This is a genomic window from Achromobacter anxifer (assembly GCF_903652925.1).
In the GTDB taxonomy this organism is placed as follows: domain Bacteria; phylum Pseudomonadota; class Gammaproteobacteria; order Burkholderiales; family Burkholderiaceae_B; genus Achromobacter; species Achromobacter anxifer.
On record NZ_CAHLAR010000002.1, the window covers coordinates 596599 to 611001 of the forward strand.

At 67.3% G+C, this 14403-nt stretch carries 15 protein-coding genes; 8 read left to right on the forward strand and 7 right to left on the reverse strand.

The genetic code is table 11. The annotated features are described in order from the left end of the window. Positions 1–8 precede the first annotated feature (8 nt). The 7 genes from HWY37_RS08165 to HWY37_RS08195 all read left to right on the forward strand — a co-directional run bounded on the left by HWY37_RS08165 (position 9) and on the right by HWY37_RS08195 (position 6030). Positions 9–1112, forward strand: coding sequence for a cupin domain-containing protein (locus HWY37_RS08165; RefSeq protein ID WP_176088318.1), 1104 nt, complete (start codon positions 9–11; stop codon positions 1110–1112). A gap of 35 nt (positions 1113–1147) precedes the next feature. Continuing rightward, positions 1148–1639 (forward strand): aromatic-ring-hydroxylating dioxygenase subunit beta, encoded by a 492-nt coding sequence (locus HWY37_RS08170; protein ID WP_175205864.1) that lies wholly within the window; start codon positions 1148–1150, stop codon positions 1637–1639. A gap of 22 nt (positions 1640–1661) precedes the next feature. Beyond that, a complete protein-coding gene (locus tag HWY37_RS08175; RefSeq protein WP_176088319.1) occupies positions 1662–2930 on the forward strand; it encodes an aromatic ring-hydroxylating dioxygenase subunit alpha in 1269 nt (422 codons plus the stop codon). 2 nt (positions 2931–2932) lie between these two features. Then, entirely contained in the window at positions 2933–3253 is a 321-nt protein-coding gene (locus tag HWY37_RS08180; protein ID WP_176088320.1) for a non-heme iron oxygenase ferredoxin subunit, read from the forward strand. After that, on the forward strand, positions 3250–4473 hold the full coding sequence (locus HWY37_RS08185; protein WP_176088321.1) for an NAD(P)/FAD-dependent oxidoreductase: 1224 nt from the start codon (positions 3250–3252) through the stop codon (positions 4471–4473). Before HWY37_RS08180 ends, HWY37_RS08185 begins: the two co-directional genes overlap by 4 nt. Positions 4474–4481: 8 nt before the next feature. Next, complete coding sequence (locus HWY37_RS08190; protein ID WP_175205868.1) at positions 4482–4901, forward strand: SgcJ/EcaC family oxidoreductase; 420 nt, start codon at positions 4482–4484, stop codon at positions 4899–4901. 148 nt (positions 4902–5049) lie between these two features. Then, the gene (locus HWY37_RS08195) at positions 5050–6030 is read left to right on the forward strand and encodes a Bug family tripartite tricarboxylate transporter substrate binding protein (protein ID WP_246302225.1); all 981 of its coding nucleotides are present in this window, start codon (positions 5050–5052) and stop codon (positions 6028–6030) included. 82 nt (positions 6031–6112) lie between these two features. On the opposite strand, the gene HWY37_RS08200 is transcribed toward HWY37_RS08195, so the two are convergent. The 7 genes from HWY37_RS08200 to HWY37_RS08230 form a co-directional block, all read right to left on the reverse strand. Next, entirely contained in the window at positions 6113–6982 is an 870-nt protein-coding gene (locus HWY37_RS08200) for an ABC transporter ATP-binding protein (protein WP_176088322.1), read from the reverse strand. Positions 6983–6997: 15 nt separating this feature from the next. Continuing rightward, entirely contained in the window at positions 6998–7807 is an 810-nt protein-coding gene (locus HWY37_RS08205) for an ABC transporter permease (RefSeq protein WP_176088323.1), read from the reverse strand. Further along, positions 7804–8667: an ABC transporter permease gene (locus HWY37_RS08210; RefSeq protein ID WP_176088324.1), complete on the reverse strand. Its 864-nt coding sequence runs from the start codon at positions 8665–8667 to the stop codon at positions 7804–7806. Before HWY37_RS08210 ends, HWY37_RS08205 begins: the two co-directional genes overlap by 4 nt. 9 nt (positions 8668–8676) lie before the next feature. Continuing rightward, complete coding sequence (locus tag HWY37_RS08215; protein WP_176088325.1) at positions 8677–9783, reverse strand: ABC transporter substrate-binding protein; 1107 nt, start codon at positions 9781–9783, stop codon at positions 8677–8679. Positions 9784–9903: 120 nt separating this feature from the next. Continuing rightward, positions 9904–11427 carry an amidohydrolase family protein gene (locus tag HWY37_RS08220; protein ID WP_176088326.1) on the reverse strand — a complete coding sequence of 508 codons (1524 nt, stop codon included), beginning with the start codon at positions 11425–11427 and terminating at the stop codon, positions 9904–9906. 151 nt (positions 11428–11578) lie between these two features. Further along, a complete protein-coding gene (locus HWY37_RS08225) occupies positions 11579–12793 on the reverse strand; it encodes a benzoate/H(+) symporter BenE family transporter (RefSeq protein WP_176088327.1) in 1215 nt (404 codons plus the stop codon). A gap of 60 nt (positions 12794–12853) precedes the next feature. Then, on the reverse strand, positions 12854–13525 hold the full coding sequence (locus HWY37_RS08230; RefSeq protein WP_246302244.1) for a B3/B4 domain-containing protein: 672 nt from the start codon (positions 13523–13525) through the stop codon (positions 12854–12856). A gap of 188 nt (positions 13526–13713) precedes the next feature. On the opposite strand from HWY37_RS08230, the gene HWY37_RS08235 reads away from it, so the two are divergent. Further along, positions 13714–14331, forward strand: coding sequence for a TetR/AcrR family transcriptional regulator (locus HWY37_RS08235; RefSeq protein ID WP_175205876.1), 618 nt, complete (start codon positions 13714–13716; stop codon positions 14329–14331). The last annotated feature ends 72 nt before the right edge of the window (positions 14332–14403 follow it).

Sequence of the window (14403 nt, forward strand, 5' to 3'; positions counted from 1 at the left end):
AGACATACATGTTCGTCGACGTCAGCGGAGCCAGTCCGCGGGAACAAAACAAATGGCCGTCCATCGTCATCCCCAAAGAGGATATCGATCTTGAGATTGCGCGCCTGATCGATGCGCCCCGGCCGGACAATGGCCGCCGCGCCTCGCTCATCGTGCACCCCGAAGCCACCGCGCCGGGCCTGGGCCTGGCGCCGGGAACGGACGTCACCATCAACGTGGTCAACCCCGGCGAAAGCACGTTCAACCTGCGCAAGAACTCCAACATGCTGGAGATCTGTATCAGCGGCGAGGGCGTGGCCACGGTGGCCGGCCGCGATATCCGCGTGGGGCACTGGGACGTGTGGAACACCCCCGCCATGCAGGTGCATTCCTATCGCAACGAGGGCAAGACGCCGTGGGTGCGTCTGTCGTACTCCAACGCGCCGCTGCTGGAAAAGCTGGAAATCCACTACGTCGAGGAATTCGAGGGCAGCGTGCCGCCGGCCGACGCCAACACCAAGCCGGTGCCACCGCGCGCGCCGGACGCGGCCCGCTCGCGCGACCTGGCGCTGCGCGAGCAGATCACGCCCGAGGGCGCCTGGCTGCTGGGCTATGAGTGGCTGATCGACATCGACGTGCTGGAATCCAAGGCCCTGCACTGGCCCTGGTCGGCGGTCTCGCGCCAGTTGCCCAGCGTCGAGGACATGGCGCGCGGCTACAACGGCCGCCGCCTGTTCGTGCTGTACAACCCGGCGACCGAACGCCGCATCGGCACCACGCACAGCTTCTTCGCCACCATTTCCTCGTCGCCGCCCGACAACCACCACGTGCCACACCGCCACAGTTCGTCGGCCATCAACTATTACCTGCGCGGCAACGGCTACAGCAAGGTCAACGGCACGCGGCTGGACTGGAAGGCGGGCGACCTGATCCTGTCGGCGCCGGGCTGGGCCATGCACTCGCATCACTCCGGCACGGAAACCACTTCCGCGCTGACGGTGCAGGACCACCCGCTGCAGATCGCCATGGAGTCGCTGATCTGGCAGGAGCGCATGCAGGAACCCATCCTGGCGCTGGGCAGCCAGAGCGGCTTCGAAAGCAACCGCGCGCAACTGGCCGCCGCGACCCGCTAGGGCGCGACCTCCTAGAACCGATACCTGGATCCGCAATGACCATGACCGAGCTTTCCGACACCCCGGCGCTGCGCGCGCGCCTGCGGGATTTCTACGACGACTACGCCTACTGCCTGGACGAAGACCGGCTGGAGGACTGGCCGGCCTTCTTTACCGAGGACTGCCATTACCGGGTGCTGTCCCGCGAAAACCACGATGCGGGCCTGCCCCTGGGCCTGATCTATTGCATGAACAAGAACATGGTGCGCGACCGCGTCACCGCCCTGCGCGAAACCACCATGTTCGAGCCGCGCTCGCTGCGCCACTTCATCAGCGGCGTGCGCGTCCTGGAAGTGCAGGGCGACCACATCGTGGCGCAGGCCAACTTCGCGGTGATGGAATCGCTGTCCGACCGGGAGCCCACGCTGAACATGGTGGGCCGCTACCTGGACGTGGTGCGCGTGACGCCCGAGGGGCTGGCCTTCAGCCGCCGCGACTGCGTGTACGACAACTACCGCGTGCGCACCTCGCTCATCGTCCCCATCTGAATCCGCCCCGAGGATACCCAACATGACCTGTACCCACTCCACCGCGCCGGAGGCTCCGGCGGCGGCCCCCATCCATATCGAGCGCCGCTGGCCGAAGGAAGGCTATACGCGCATCCCCAACTGGGTCTACACCGATCCCGCCATCTTCCAGAAGGAGATGGACGTGTTCTTCGGCGGCAAGACCTGGAACTACGTGGGCCTGGAATGCGAGGTGCCCGAAGCCGGCTGCTACAAACGCAACTGGATCGGCAACCGCCCCGTGGTCATGGTCCGCAACGCCGAAGGCGATATCAACGTGCTGGAAAACCGCTGCGCGCACCGCGGCGCGCAGATCTGCTGGCAGAACACCGGCAAGGTGGATGACTTCACCTGCCCCTACCACCAGTGGAACTATGACCTGAACGGCAATCTGCAGGGCGTGCCGTTTCGGCGCGGCGCCATGGGCCGCGGCGGCATGCCGCGCGACTTCGATCCCAAGCAGAACGGCATCCGCAAGCTGCGCAGCGTCAACCGGGGCGGCTCGATCTGGGCCACCTTCGCCGAGGACGCGCCCAGCTTCGAGGACTATTGCGGCCCGGAAGTGCTGGCCGAAATCGACCACATGCTGCCGGGCAAGCCGCTCAAGCTGCTGGGCTACAGCCGCCAGCTGATTCCCAGCAACTGGAAGATGTACCTGGAGAACCTGAAGGATCCGTACCACGCCACGCTGCTGCACACCTTCTACATCACCTTCGGCCTGTGGCGCGCGGATTCCAAGTCCGAGTGCATACCCACGGGCGGCGGCGCGCACAGCGTGATGGTGTCGCACAACGAGGGCAAGAAGAAGACCGAAGCGACCACGGAAATGAGCCGCTTCCGCGACGACCTGGAACTGCTGGACCTGGAAACGGTGACCCCGCGCGCCGAATTCAACCGCGGCCGCGTCGGCGGCGCCTGGGTGTTCCCGGCCGCGCAGTTCGGCATCCAGGCCAACTCGCTCAAGACCCGCCACGTGATCCCGCGCAGCCCGACCGAGCACGAGCTGGTGTTCACCTACTACGGCTACGAGGACGATGACGAGGAGATGACCCGTTTGCGCCTGAAGCACGCCAACCTGCTGGGGCCGGCCGGTTTCGTGTCGATGGACGACAGCGAAATGCTGAACCAGGTGCAGATCGGCGTCACCGGCTATCCGGAAGCGCGCGGCATCATCGAGATGGGCGGCCGCGACACCGAGCCCGCCGACTACATGGTGACCGAAGTGCTGATCCGGTCCTTCTACGACTACTACCGCCAGGCGATGGGGCTGTGAGCATGGATACCTGGAAACCCGTGGCGATGGTGTCGGACATTTCGGCCGACACCGGCACCCTGCGCGTGGTGCATGAGGGCGAGGGCGTCTGCCTCTACAACCTGGAAGGCGATATTTGCGCCACGCAGGACCGCTGCCCGCACGGCAACGCCAGCCTGGCCGACGGCTATCTGGAAGACGGCACCATCGAGTGTCCGCTGCATCAGGGCGTCTTCGACATCCGTACCGGCAAGCCGCAATGCCCGCCGGTCACGACGGACCTGCGCCGCTACGAGGTGCGGGTGGAAGCCGGCACCGTCTACCTGAAGGCGGACGCCGCATGAGCTCGGGCGCCATCGTGGTGGTCGGCGCGGGCCAGGCGGGCGGATGGGCCGCGACGACCCTGCGCGAGCGCGGCCATGAAGGCCGCATCGTGCTGCTGGGTGAAGAGCCGCACGCGCCCTACGAGCGTCCGCCCCTGAGCAAGGCGGTGCTGGGCGGGCAGGCCGTGCCCGAAAGCACCGAGCTGTTCTCAGCCGAGCGGCTGGCCGCCCTGCGCATCGAATTCCTGCCCGCGGTGACGGCGACCCGCCTGCGGGTGGCCGATAAACAGGTGGAGACCTCGGACGGCGCCGCCATTGCCTATGACAAGCTGATTCTGTGCATGGGAGGCAGGCCGGTAGTGCCCGCGCTGCCGGGCGTGGACGGCCCGGGCGTGCACGTGCTGCGCACCCGCGGCGACGCCTTGCGCCTGCGCGCCAGCCTGGGACCGGGCAAGCGCCTGGTGGTGGTCGGCGGCGGCTGGATAGGGCTGGAGGTGGCCGCCACGGCGCGCCAGTCGGGCAGCGCCGTGACCGTGCTGGAACAGGGGTCGCGGCTGTGCGCCCGCAGCGTGCAGCCGGGCGTCTCGGCGCATCTGGCCGCGCTGCATGCGGCGCATGGCGTGGACCTGCGGCTCAATGCCGGCTTGCGGGCGGTGCTGACGCAGGCGGACGGCCGTCCGGTGGCCGAGCTGGCCGACGGCACGCGCCTGGGTGCGGACGCCATCGTGCTGGGCGTGGGCCTGCGGGCCAATGACGAACTGGCGCGCGAAGCCGGCATAGCCTGCGAACGCGGCGTGCTGGTGGACGAGTATTGCAGGACCTCGGCGCCGGACGTGTACGCGGCGGGCGATGTCGCCGTGCTGGCGGCCGCCGACGGCCACGCGCGGATGGAATCCTGGCAAAACGCGCAAGACCAGGGCATGGCGGCCGCGCTGTCGGCCTTGGATCAGGGCCAGCCCTATGCGCCGACCGGCGCGGTCTGGTCGGAACAGTACGACGCCATGGTGCAGATCGTCGGCTTCCCGGGCCTGGCATGCAGCGAAGTGCTGCGGCCGCAGGCTGGCGATCGGGCCTTGCTGTCGGTGGCTTTGGACGCCGGCGGCCGCGCGGTGGCCGGCGTGTCGGTGGACGCGGCGCGGGATTTCCGCCAGCTGCGCAAATGGATCGCGCAGCGCGCGGCCCTGGACCCGGCGTTGCTCAAGCGGTCCGACGTACCGCTGGCCAGCGCCCAGATCGGATGAGGACTCCCATGGAAACCCCCGTTATGCAAATGCAGGCCAAGGCGGCTTGCGAAGCCGTGGTGCTGGAATTCTTCCATGCCCTGGACACGCGGCGCCACGAAGCCGCCGCCGCGCTCATGGCCGAGGACGGCGTCTGGCAACGCCAGGGCCGCAGGCTGGCCGGCCGCCAGGAGATCCTGGAGGCCCTGAACGCCCGCGCGCCCGAGCGCAGCACTTGCCACGTCATCACCAACTTGCGGCTGATCGAACTGAGCGGCGCGCGCGCCACGGTCGGCTACTTCCTGACCGCTTACGACAGCGTGCCGCAGGAGCAAGGCGGCGCGCCGCGCCTGGTCGCGATCCGCGAGTGCCAGGACGTGCTGGTGGCCGCGGACGGCGGCTGGCTGCTGGCCGACAAGAGCAGCCGCCGCCATCTGCCGCCTGAATGACTGGACTGAATTACTGGCCTGAATTACTGCCCTGTATGAAGGCCTGAACGCCGCGGAGATTCCGCCCACCACGACCGATTCAACCACGCGCGCCCGGACCATTCCAAAAGCAGCGGGCGCGTACCTAAAATCCCACAGGAGACAAACAATGAAACCCTCAAGAATCTTGCATTGCATGCTGGCGGCCGCCTGTGCGGCCGTCGTGTCGGGCGCCCAGGCGCAGCAGGCCGACTGGCCCAGCCATCCGATCACGCTGGTGGTGCCGTTCGCCGCTGGCGGCGGCGGCGACACGCTGGCGCGCCTGGTGGCGGAACCGCTGTCGCGCGAACTCGGCCAATCCATCATCGTCGAGAACCGTCCGGGCGCGGGCGGCAACATCGGCACCTCGATCGCCGCGCGCGCCAAGCCCGACGGCTACACGCTGTCCTATGGCACCAACGGCACCCAGGCCACCAACCACTGGCTGTACAAGTCGCCCGGCTACGCGCCGTCCGACTTCGAGCCGATCTCGCGCTTCACCGTCATCGCTGCGGCGCTGGTGGTCAATGCCTCGGACGAGCGCTTCAAGACGCTGGCGCAGTTGCTGGCCTACGCCAAGTCCAACCCGGGCGAACTGACCTGCGGTTCCGCCGGCAACGGCACGTCTTCGCACCTGGCCTGTGAACTGCTGAACCAGATGGCAGGCACCAAGGTCATGCACATCCCCTACAAGGGCGGCGGCGCGGCCATGACCGACCTGCTGGGCGGACGCATTTCCTTCATGATCGACGTGATGCCCAACGTGTCGGGTCAGATCGCGGCGGGCAAGTTGCGGGCGCTGGGCGTCACGACGCCGGACCGCGTGGCCTCCAACCCGGACATCCCCACGATCAGCGAAGCCGGCCTCAAGGGCTATGAGTTCTTCGCCTGGGACGGCCTGTATGCGCCCAAGGGCACGCCCGTCGCGGTGCTGGACAAGCTCAACGCGGCTGTGAACCGCGCGCTGCAACAGCCCGAGGTGCGCAAGATGCTGGAGTCGCGCGGCGCCATTCCCTCGCCTACGTCGCGCCAGGCGCTGGCGGAGTTCGGCGCGGAGGAATACGCGCGGCTGGGCAAGGTGGTGAAGGTGGCGGGCGCGTCGATCGATTGAGACGCGGTTGCCAGACACGAAAGCCGGCGGCGCGAGCCGCCGGTTTTTTCTTGCGCGTAACCCATCACCCCGCCGCCACGGCCTACCAAGCCATGCGCAACCTCCCCAGCGCCGGCAATCCTCCCACCGTCGCCAACAGCCCTCCCGAAGGCGGCAACGCCTCGCCATCCGCCACGCGTCCATCCGGATCGAGAAAATCGCTCAGCACGTCATCGCGCAGGCGGATGAAGCGCGGGTCGCTGCGGTTGCGGGGATGCGGCAGATCGACGTCGACGATGCGGCGGATGCGGCCCGGGCGCGGCTGCATCACCACCACGCGGTCTCCCAGGAACACGGCTTCCTCCACGTCGTGGGTGACCAGCACCATGGTGATCTTTTCCTGCTGCCAGATGCGTTGCAGCTCGTTCTGCAGCCGCGACCGGGTCAGCGCGTCCAGGGCGCCCAGGGGCTCGTCCAGCAGCAGCACGCGCGGACGGTTGACCAGTCCGCGCGCGATCGCCACGCGCTGCGCCATGCCGCCCGAGATCTGGTGCGGATACGACTTCTCGAAGCCTTGCAGCCCGACCAGCGCGATGTGCTCGGCCACCAGCTCCCGCTTTTCCGCCTTGGACAGCGGGGCGTTGCGCAGCGCGGCGCCGATATTGCGCTCCACGCTCAGCCAGGGAAACAGCCTGTGGTCCTGGAACACGATGCCGCGGTCCAGGCCGGCGCCGCGCACCGGTTTGCCGTCCAGCAGGATCTGGCCGGCGTAGTCGTCGTCCAGCCCCAGGATCAGCCGCAGCAGCGTGGACTTGCCGCAGCCGCTGGCGCCCACGATGCTGACGAACTGCCCAGCGGGCACGTCGAGATGGATGTCCTGCAGGACTTGCAGCGCCTGCGCGCCGTCGCCGGGGCCGTCGTAGCGCTTGGCCACGCCGCGGATGTTCAATTCCTTGCCGAAGATGCTCGTCATTCCATTCCTTTCCTGTCAGGCGGCGCCATAGCGGTGCCGCGCCAGCCTGCGCTCCAGCGCGCGGGCCAATGCGTTCATGGACCATCCCACCAGGCCGATCACGAACATGCCGAAGATCACCAGATCCATCTGGAAGTGTTCGCTGCCTTCGATCAGGGTGTTGCCGATGCCGTGGCCGGCCACCAGCAGGTACTCCGCGCCTATGGTCGCCAGCCAGGAGTAGATCAGCGCCAGGTAGATCCCCGTGAAGATCGACGGCGCCGCGGAAGGCAGCACCACGTGCAGCAAGGTCTGCCAACGGGAATAGCCGTACACGCGAGCCACCTCCAGCAGGGCGGCGGGCGTATTGCGTATGCCGTCGCAGGTGTTGACGACCACGGGCACCAGCGCCGCCAGCGACAGGAAGGTGACCTTGGCGACATCGCCCAGCCCGAACCACACCGAGATGAGCGGAATCCAGGCGAACAGCGAGATCTGCTTGAAGGTGTTGAAGCTGGGTCCGACGATGCGGTTGAAGAGCGGCAGCAACCCCAGCAGCGCGCCCAGCACCAGGCCCAGCGCGCTGCCGATGGCGAAGCCGGTGAACTCGCGCGCCAGGCTCGCGCTCAGCGCGCGCCACAGCCGGCCGGAGGAGATCTGGCTGGCGGCCGTGTCCAGCACCTTGCCCGGCGACACCAGCAGCGGCGTCGACACCCAGTCCAGCCGCGCCAAGGCCCACCAGGCCAGGATGGCCGCGGCCGGCAGTACCAGGCCGCGCCAGCGGGCGCGCAGCCAGGCCCTGGCGCGGCGGGCGGCAGGGCCGCTGTTGATTGATAGCGTCGTCATGCGCGGACTCCGGTCGATGCCGCGCCCAACCGGGTCGCGGCCTGGTCGCCGGCGGCGCGGGTTTCGGCCAGGTCCAGCAGCTTGTCGATGGCATAGCCGATGGCGCCCACCACGATCACCGCCGCCATAACCAGGTCGAGCTGGAACAGCTGCCGGCCGTAGACGATCAGGTAGCCGAGCCCCTCGCTGGATGCGACCAGCTCCACCACGACCAGCGACAGCCAGGCCTTGGTGAAGCCCAGCCGCAGGCCGGTGAAGAGCGTGGGCAAGGCTTGCGGCAGCACCACCTCCAGCACCTGCTGGCGGCGCGAGTAGCCGTAGACGCGGGCCACCTCCAGCAGGCTGGCCGGCGTCTGGCGGAATCCCTGCAAGGTGTTCAAGGTCACGGGCACGAGCGCGGCCTTGGCGATCAGGATGTACTTCAGCGGCTCGCCTATGCCCACCAGCAGCAGCACGAAAGGCAGCCAGGCCAACACCGGGATCTGCACCAGCGCGTTGAAGGTGGGCAGGATGTAGGCTTCCAGCGGACGCCACAGCCCCATGGCGGCGCCCAGCGCCAGGCCCAGCACGCTGCCGGCCGCGAAGCCCACCAGCACGCGCAGCATGCTGGCTTGCACGTTCAGCCACAGATCACCGCTGCTGTAGAGATCCTGCAAGGTCAGCCAGACGAAATGGGGCGAGGGCAGCACCTGCGCAGAGATCCAGCCTTGCAACGCGCCCAGCTGCCAGAGCGCGAGCAGAGCCAGGGGCAGCAGCCAGGGCAGCAGGCGGCCGCCCGCGCCGCGCAGCAGGTCTAGCGGCGCATGGCGCGCGCCGCGTCGCGCGGCCGGAAGCGGCGCGCTCAGAGTGTTCCCGGACATGATCTCTCCTTATCGCGCCGCGGCGGCCGCCTGGCGGTCGCCCGCCGCGGGCTGGCCTTGCGCATTGAAAGCGGTCCAGCGCGTGGAAAGATTGGCCTTCTGCAACCCGGCGTTCAGATAGCGCGGCTCGAACCAGCCGTCCACGCTCACGGGGCGGCGGATCAGCTTCAGCTTGAGCGCATCGTCCGCCACGGCCTGGTAGCGGGCCGCCAGGAACTCGTCCAGCAGCGGCGAGTTGCGCACCGCCAGCACTTCGCCGTCGAACTCCGCCTGCCAGGACGCATAAGGCGTGCCGCTGCGCGCCCAGAGCTTGAACAGCGCATCGCGGTTCTGTTCGTCGGACGACCACTGCGCGGCGCGGACGAACACGTCGACGACGCGTTGGACGGCTTCGGGGTTCTCCTTTTCGAAGTCCTCGCGCACCAGCAGCGAGGCCTGGCGGGTAAACGACGGATCCTGGCCCTTGGTGGAATAGATGATGCGCGCCAGGCCCTGGTCGCGCAGCTTGAAGTACTCGTAGCCGCCGAATGCCGCGTCCACGCCGTTGGAGACCAGCGCCGCCTGCGCGCTGCCGGTATCCAGGTTGACGCCCTTGATGTCGCGCTCGGTCAGATGGCGCGAGGCCAGCACGTTGATGGCGACCAGATGGCCGTTGGTGCCGCGGAAGATCGAGACCTTGCGGTCCTTCAGGTCGTCCAGCGATTGCAGCGCGGAGTCCTTGGGCGTGGACACGTACAGGTTGTTGCGCACGCCGCTGCCCAGCAGGATGCGGGTCTTCAGGCCGTTGGAGCGGCCCACCACCGAGGGCAGGTCGCCCTGGTAGGCGAAGTCGATCTGCTTGTTGGAGAGCGCTTCGTTGACCGCCGGGCCGGCGCCCTTGAAGAACAGCCATTGCACCTGGGTGCCGGTGCCTTGGAAGGCTTCTTCCAGCCAGTTGTTGGCGCGCGCCACGCCGCCCGGCGAACCGCCCCAGGTGATGGGATCGCCGCCGCCGGCGGTCGCGACGCCGATGCGGACCACGTCGGGCGCGGCCAGGGAGGCGATGCTGACGGCGCACAAGGCAGCGCCCAGCATCAGGCGTGAAATCAGGCTGCGGGGGGAGAGCAGGGTGCGCATGGTCGTTCCGTATCTTGTGATGTATGAGAGACAGGCCCGGACTGGCAGGCGCCGGCCGCGGGCAGTGCTGAACACCCGCCGGCGCGTGCCGGCGGGCGGTCTTGCGGGGTTGGGTCGGGATCAGGCCGCGCGCTTCTGCGCGTGCGCCTGCAGCTTCTGCTCGATGCGCGTGCCCTTGAAGAACTCGGGGTGCGCCTGGGTGTAGAAGCGGTAGGGGTTGTCGAACACCAGGGCCTTGAAATCCGCGGCGGTGATGACGCCGTCTTCCACCAGGTCCCAGCTTTCGGCCAGCGGCTCGGTCAGGTCGGGCACGTCCCAATGGCCCACGTCCGAGGACCAGATCGCATTGAGCTTGGTGTTCAGCGGGTTGGCGCGGTCGTTGAAGGCGGCGCCTATGGTGCGGTCGTCGGCCTCGGAACCGAAGTAAAAACTGTCGACCCAGCGCTTGCGGATGTCCTCCACGCTTTCGATGCCGGCCGCGGCGAAATCGTCGAGTTCGTCGCCCTGAGGGTCGCGGCTGTGATGCAGCGCGGACAGGCCCAGGCTGTCGCGCAGCAGGGTATCGCGGTTGATCTCGCGGCCGTTCAGCAGTTCCGCGCCATAGCGCTCGAACAGGTCCGCCAGCAGTTCCACGTCCGCGTTGGCCGGGTTGTATTGCTGCACGGCGTTGCGGTTGCGTTTCTCCCAGCGGTCCACCAGATGCGTGTACACATGCGCGCCCCAGTCCGCGCCGCCCTCCAGCAAGGCCACGCGCAGATTCGGAAAGCGCCGCGTGACGCCGCCGAAGAACAGCGCCTTGGCGAAGGCCTGGGAACCGTCGGCGAAATGGCCGATATGGTTGAACATGTAGTTGCTGATGGAATGGCGGCCGGTCCAGCCCTGGCTGCCGTAGTGGGTGGCCAGCGGCACGCCCAGTTCCACCGCCTTGGCCCAGAACGGGTCGTAGTCGTACTCGCTGTCCAGTCCGAAGAAGTCCACGTACGAGGCATGCCGCGCAATTTCCGGATACTCGGCCGGCGGGTACTTTTCGGCGATGGCCTTGATCGGCCGGCGCACGCCGCCCGGGATGTTTGCCACCTTCAGTCCCAGCGTCTTGACCGCGAATTCGAGTTCCTCGATGGCTTCCTGCGGCGTGTTCAGCGGAATGCCCGCCACCGGCGTCAGGCGGTCGCTGTACTTGCGGTATTGGTCCGCGTGGAAATGGTTGATCGCGCGGTGCAGCGGCTGGCGGTATTCGTTGCCCGCGCCCAGCGGCGCCAGCACGTCGTTGGGGAACAGGATGGAGTAGTCCGAGCCTTGTTCTTCCAGGCGCTCGTACAGCAGTTCCGGCAGCGTGACCGTGGCGAGGTCCAGGGTATTGCGGGTGACGCGCGCCCACCAGGGCGAACGCAAGGTGCGGTTGCGCTGCCTTTCCTCGGGCGTCTGCTGGTACCAGTCCTTGCCCTGGGACTTGGTGGCGAAGCGCGAGCCTTGCGTCTTGCGCAGCACGTCCACGAGCTTGGAGCCGCCGTAGTGCTGGATGTAGTCCTCCAGGATCGGGGCGTAGTCGTTGACGTGTACGTCGGTATCTATCACTGGATAGTCCAGCTTCGCCTTGATCGCGGCGGAGCGGGAAGCCTGGGTGCGGTGCAGCCGGTCGTTCATGCGGGTCTCCTGGAGTGGAACGGGCGCCGTCTTGCGGATTGGGCAAGAACGGCGCGGACGGTTCACAGTACGGGAGAGGGTCGCCGGACCAAACGACCGATTCGCAATTTCTATCTGAGTGATGTGCTTATGGGGTATATGGCGGCAGGCATCAGTTTTTGCCTTGCTTCGCGAAGTCCGCGCGTTCCAGGATGAAGCTGGTCGCCACGCCGAACACCACACCCCAGAAGGGTGCGCCTATGCCCAGCAGAGGCAGGCCGCCCAGGGTCACCAGGAAGGCGACCAGGGCGCCCAGCGTGAAGTGCTGGCGGAACGCGGTATGGAACGCGCCCTGCAGGATGCGCAGCAGCGCCAGCCCCGCCAGCGTCGCCACGAAGGCGGCGGGCGTGGCCAGCAGCGCCTGCGTGACCAGCGGCGAGAACAGGCCGAACACGATCACCATCACGCCCAGGAAGATCGCGGCGATCCAGTGCCGCGAGGCGTTTGCGCCGGAGGCGATGATGGCGTTCGACGGTCCGGCCAGGCAGGTCGAGACGCAGCCCAGGCACGCCGTCAGCGCCGAAAACACGCCGCAGGCATTGGTGATGGCGTTGACCGGCGGCCGGTGCAGCGAATTCCTCAGCACCGCGATGCCCTGGGCGTTCTGCACCGCGATCACCGTGACCGCGAGCGGCAGGACCAGCTCGAAGGTGGCGCCCCACGAGAACACGGGCGCGTAGAACTGCGGGCTGGCCAGCGAGGTCGCGAGCGTCACGTGTTCAAGGACCGGAGCCCGGCCCATGAACACCAGCACGCAGACGCCCGCGATCAGCGCGCCGATGATGGGCGACAGCCGTTTCTGTATGGCGGGGAACATCGACACGGCGAAGAAGGTGACGGTCATCGCGCCCGCCAGCCAGGGATCCGAGGCGAAGGATTTGATCCAGTCCAGCGCGAAGCTGAGGAACACGCCGGCAACCATGCCCATGACGATGGGCATCGGAATGCGGTCCATGATGGCGCCGACCCAGCCGGTCAGCCCCAGGACCAGCATCAGCGCGGCGGTCAGCAGATAGGCGCCGATCACTTCGGCGAAGGGCAGGTGCTGCAGGGCGCTGGCGACGAGCACGGCTCCGGGGATGGTCCACAGAAAGGCCAGCGGCTGCCGGTAGATGGCGGACATCACGATGGTGAGAATGCCGTTGAGCACGAAGGCCGCAAATATCCACGAGGCCAGGGTCGCCTGGCTGAGTCCTCCCTTCACGCCCGCGCTCAGGATGATGGCGACCGGGGCCGACGCGGAGAACAGGAACGCGACAAAGGCGTTCGTCAGCTCATCCGCCGGGAACGAGGACGAGGCGGTGGGAATCGTGTCCTGTTCAGCCATGGACTTGTCCATGGCGGATCGTGTTGCGACTGCTGATGAAGAGGAGAAATGAGTCGAGCGTCATTGCGGATCCACTTTGCGTAGCGTGCAGTTGGGCCATGTCGTTCTCAGCGCCTCGCCGAGCACCGAAACAATACAGGAAATGTCCTGCTCCGCGGTTTCGTGCAGGGCTTCGGCGACGATCAGCGCGCGCGACGTGCCCGGGCGGATCGCGGACCAGCCGCTCTGGCGGTTGGTCCAGCGGCGCGCATGCGCGCGGCCGGACTCATCGGCGAAGATGACTTCGCCGGCCTCAGGGTGCTCGGTCGTGCCGGCGAACGTCTCGTAGACCTCGTCGCCGCGAGCGAAGCGCACGGCCAGCGGACCGGCGATCCGGTCGGCGTCGAACACGGCGATGGGTATGGCGTGCGCCAGGGAAGCGGCGTTGCAGAGGTCGATCAGCGGATGCAGCGCGGTCAGCGCGCCTTCCTTGCGATAGCGCCGCAGCAGCGCTTCGGACGCGCAGCGGTACTGGGTCGGCTTGAGGCCCATTGCGGCGAAGGCGCGTCGCCAGGCTTGGATCTCGGGAAATTCGGCTTCGCTGCCGCCTGCCAGGCGTTGGTCGGCAAGGGCCGCGAACCCGGAGATTGCAGGGTTGGCATTCGCCGTCGCGTCGATGTTCTCGATCTGGAATGCCGCGGATCGCAGCTGGGGAAAGCGGGTGCGCAGATCTTGGGCGTAGCGGAAGGGGATAGGCATGTCTGTGGCTCGGTGGGTTCTCGAAGCACTATGCGCGCTGCGGCCAGGCCAGGTCTTGAATGAAATTGCGGACCGGCCGGACGGTGGAGGCTGGCGTCATTGAGCCGCACAATTTGCTCTTGAATATATACGGTCGTATGTATATTATTCTGCAAATACCCAATGACCCAGTGAGAGCCGAGATGGAAACAGTCGATAAAAGAAAGGTGCGTGGCGACCGCGCCCGGGCAAACATCGTCCAGCATGCCACCCAGATCGCTTCGCTTGAAGGCCTGGAAGGCTTGACCTTTGGCCGGATCGCGGCCAGCGCGGGCGTGGCCCGGGGCAACATCCAGGTGCTGTTCGGGGACAGGACTGCCTTGCAGTTGGCCACAATCGAGAACGGCGTCGCGCTCTACACGGAAACCGTCGTGGTCCCGGCAATGGCGCTGTCGAGCCCCCTGGCCCGTCTTGCCGCGCTGGTCGAAGGGTGGTTTTCGTTCGTGGAGCAAAGAACGCTTCCTGGCGGTTGCCTGATCCACGCGTTGAGCAATGAATACCGCACGCGGCCGGGCGAGATCCGCGACCGGGTGGAGCATCACCGGCTCGAGGCGCGACGGCGCATCGTCGATCTGTTGCGTGAAGCGCGGCAAGCGGAAGAACTGCGAGCAGGTGTCGATGTCGAGGAACTCGCCTTTGAACTGACGTCGTTCCAGTCCTCGGCGAACGTGGCCGCGCTCATGGGCGAAACCGACCAGTTCGAACTGGCGCGGCGCGCGTCGCGGCAGCGGCTTGCTGCCGCCTCCAAGACCAACAAGTAAACACCGGCTGCCAAGCCTGACCAGGCGGGGCGCAGTCCGATTTTTCAATCAACGCCCGAGCGTCGGCGCGGA

What these genes read in the sequence shown, in the direction of transcription:
- HWY37_RS08165 (WP_176088318.1), top strand. Translation starts at nt 9, where the DNA reads ATGTTCGTCGACGTCAGCGGAGCCAGTCCGCGGGAACAAAACAAATGG.
- HWY37_RS08170 (WP_175205864.1), top strand. Translation starts at nt 1,148, where the DNA reads ATGACCATGACCGAGCTTTCCGACACCCCGGCGCTGCGCGCGCGCCTG.
- HWY37_RS08175 (WP_176088319.1), top strand. Translation starts at nt 1,662, where the DNA reads ATGACCTGTACCCACTCCACCGCGCCGGAGGCTCCGGCGGCGGCCCCC.
- HWY37_RS08180 (WP_176088320.1), top strand. Translation starts at nt 2,933, where the DNA reads ATGGATACCTGGAAACCCGTGGCGATGGTGTCGGACATTTCGGCCGAC.
- HWY37_RS08185 (WP_176088321.1), top strand. Translation starts at nt 3,250, where the DNA reads ATGAGCTCGGGCGCCATCGTGGTGGTCGGCGCGGGCCAGGCGGGCGGA.
- HWY37_RS08190 (WP_175205868.1), top strand. Translation starts at nt 4,482, where the DNA reads ATGGAAACCCCCGTTATGCAAATGCAGGCCAAGGCGGCTTGCGAAGCC.
- HWY37_RS08195 (WP_246302225.1), top strand. Translation starts at nt 5,050, where the DNA reads ATGAAACCCTCAAGAATCTTGCATTGCATGCTGGCGGCCGCCTGTGCG.
- HWY37_RS08200 (WP_176088322.1), bottom strand. Translation starts at nt 6,982, where the DNA reads ATGACGAGCATCTTCGGCAAGGAATTGAACATCCGCGGCGTGGCCAAG.
- HWY37_RS08205 (WP_176088323.1), bottom strand. Translation starts at nt 7,807, where the DNA reads ATGACGACGCTATCAATCAACAGCGGCCCTGCCGCCCGCCGCGCCAGG.
- HWY37_RS08210 (WP_176088324.1), bottom strand. Translation starts at nt 8,667, where the DNA reads ATGTCCGGGAACACTCTGAGCGCGCCGCTTCCGGCCGCGCGACGCGGC.
- HWY37_RS08215 (WP_176088325.1), bottom strand. Translation starts at nt 9,783, where the DNA reads ATGCGCACCCTGCTCTCCCCCCGCAGCCTGATTTCACGCCTGATGCTG.
- HWY37_RS08220 (WP_176088326.1), bottom strand. Translation starts at nt 11,427, where the DNA reads ATGAACGACCGGCTGCACCGCACCCAGGCTTCCCGCTCCGCCGCGATC.
- HWY37_RS08225 (WP_176088327.1), bottom strand. Translation starts at nt 12,793, where the DNA reads ATGGCTGAACAGGACACGATTCCCACCGCCTCGTCCTCGTTCCCGGCG.
- HWY37_RS08235 (WP_175205876.1), top strand. Translation starts at nt 13,714, where the DNA reads ATGGAAACAGTCGATAAAAGAAAGGTGCGTGGCGACCGCGCCCGGGCA.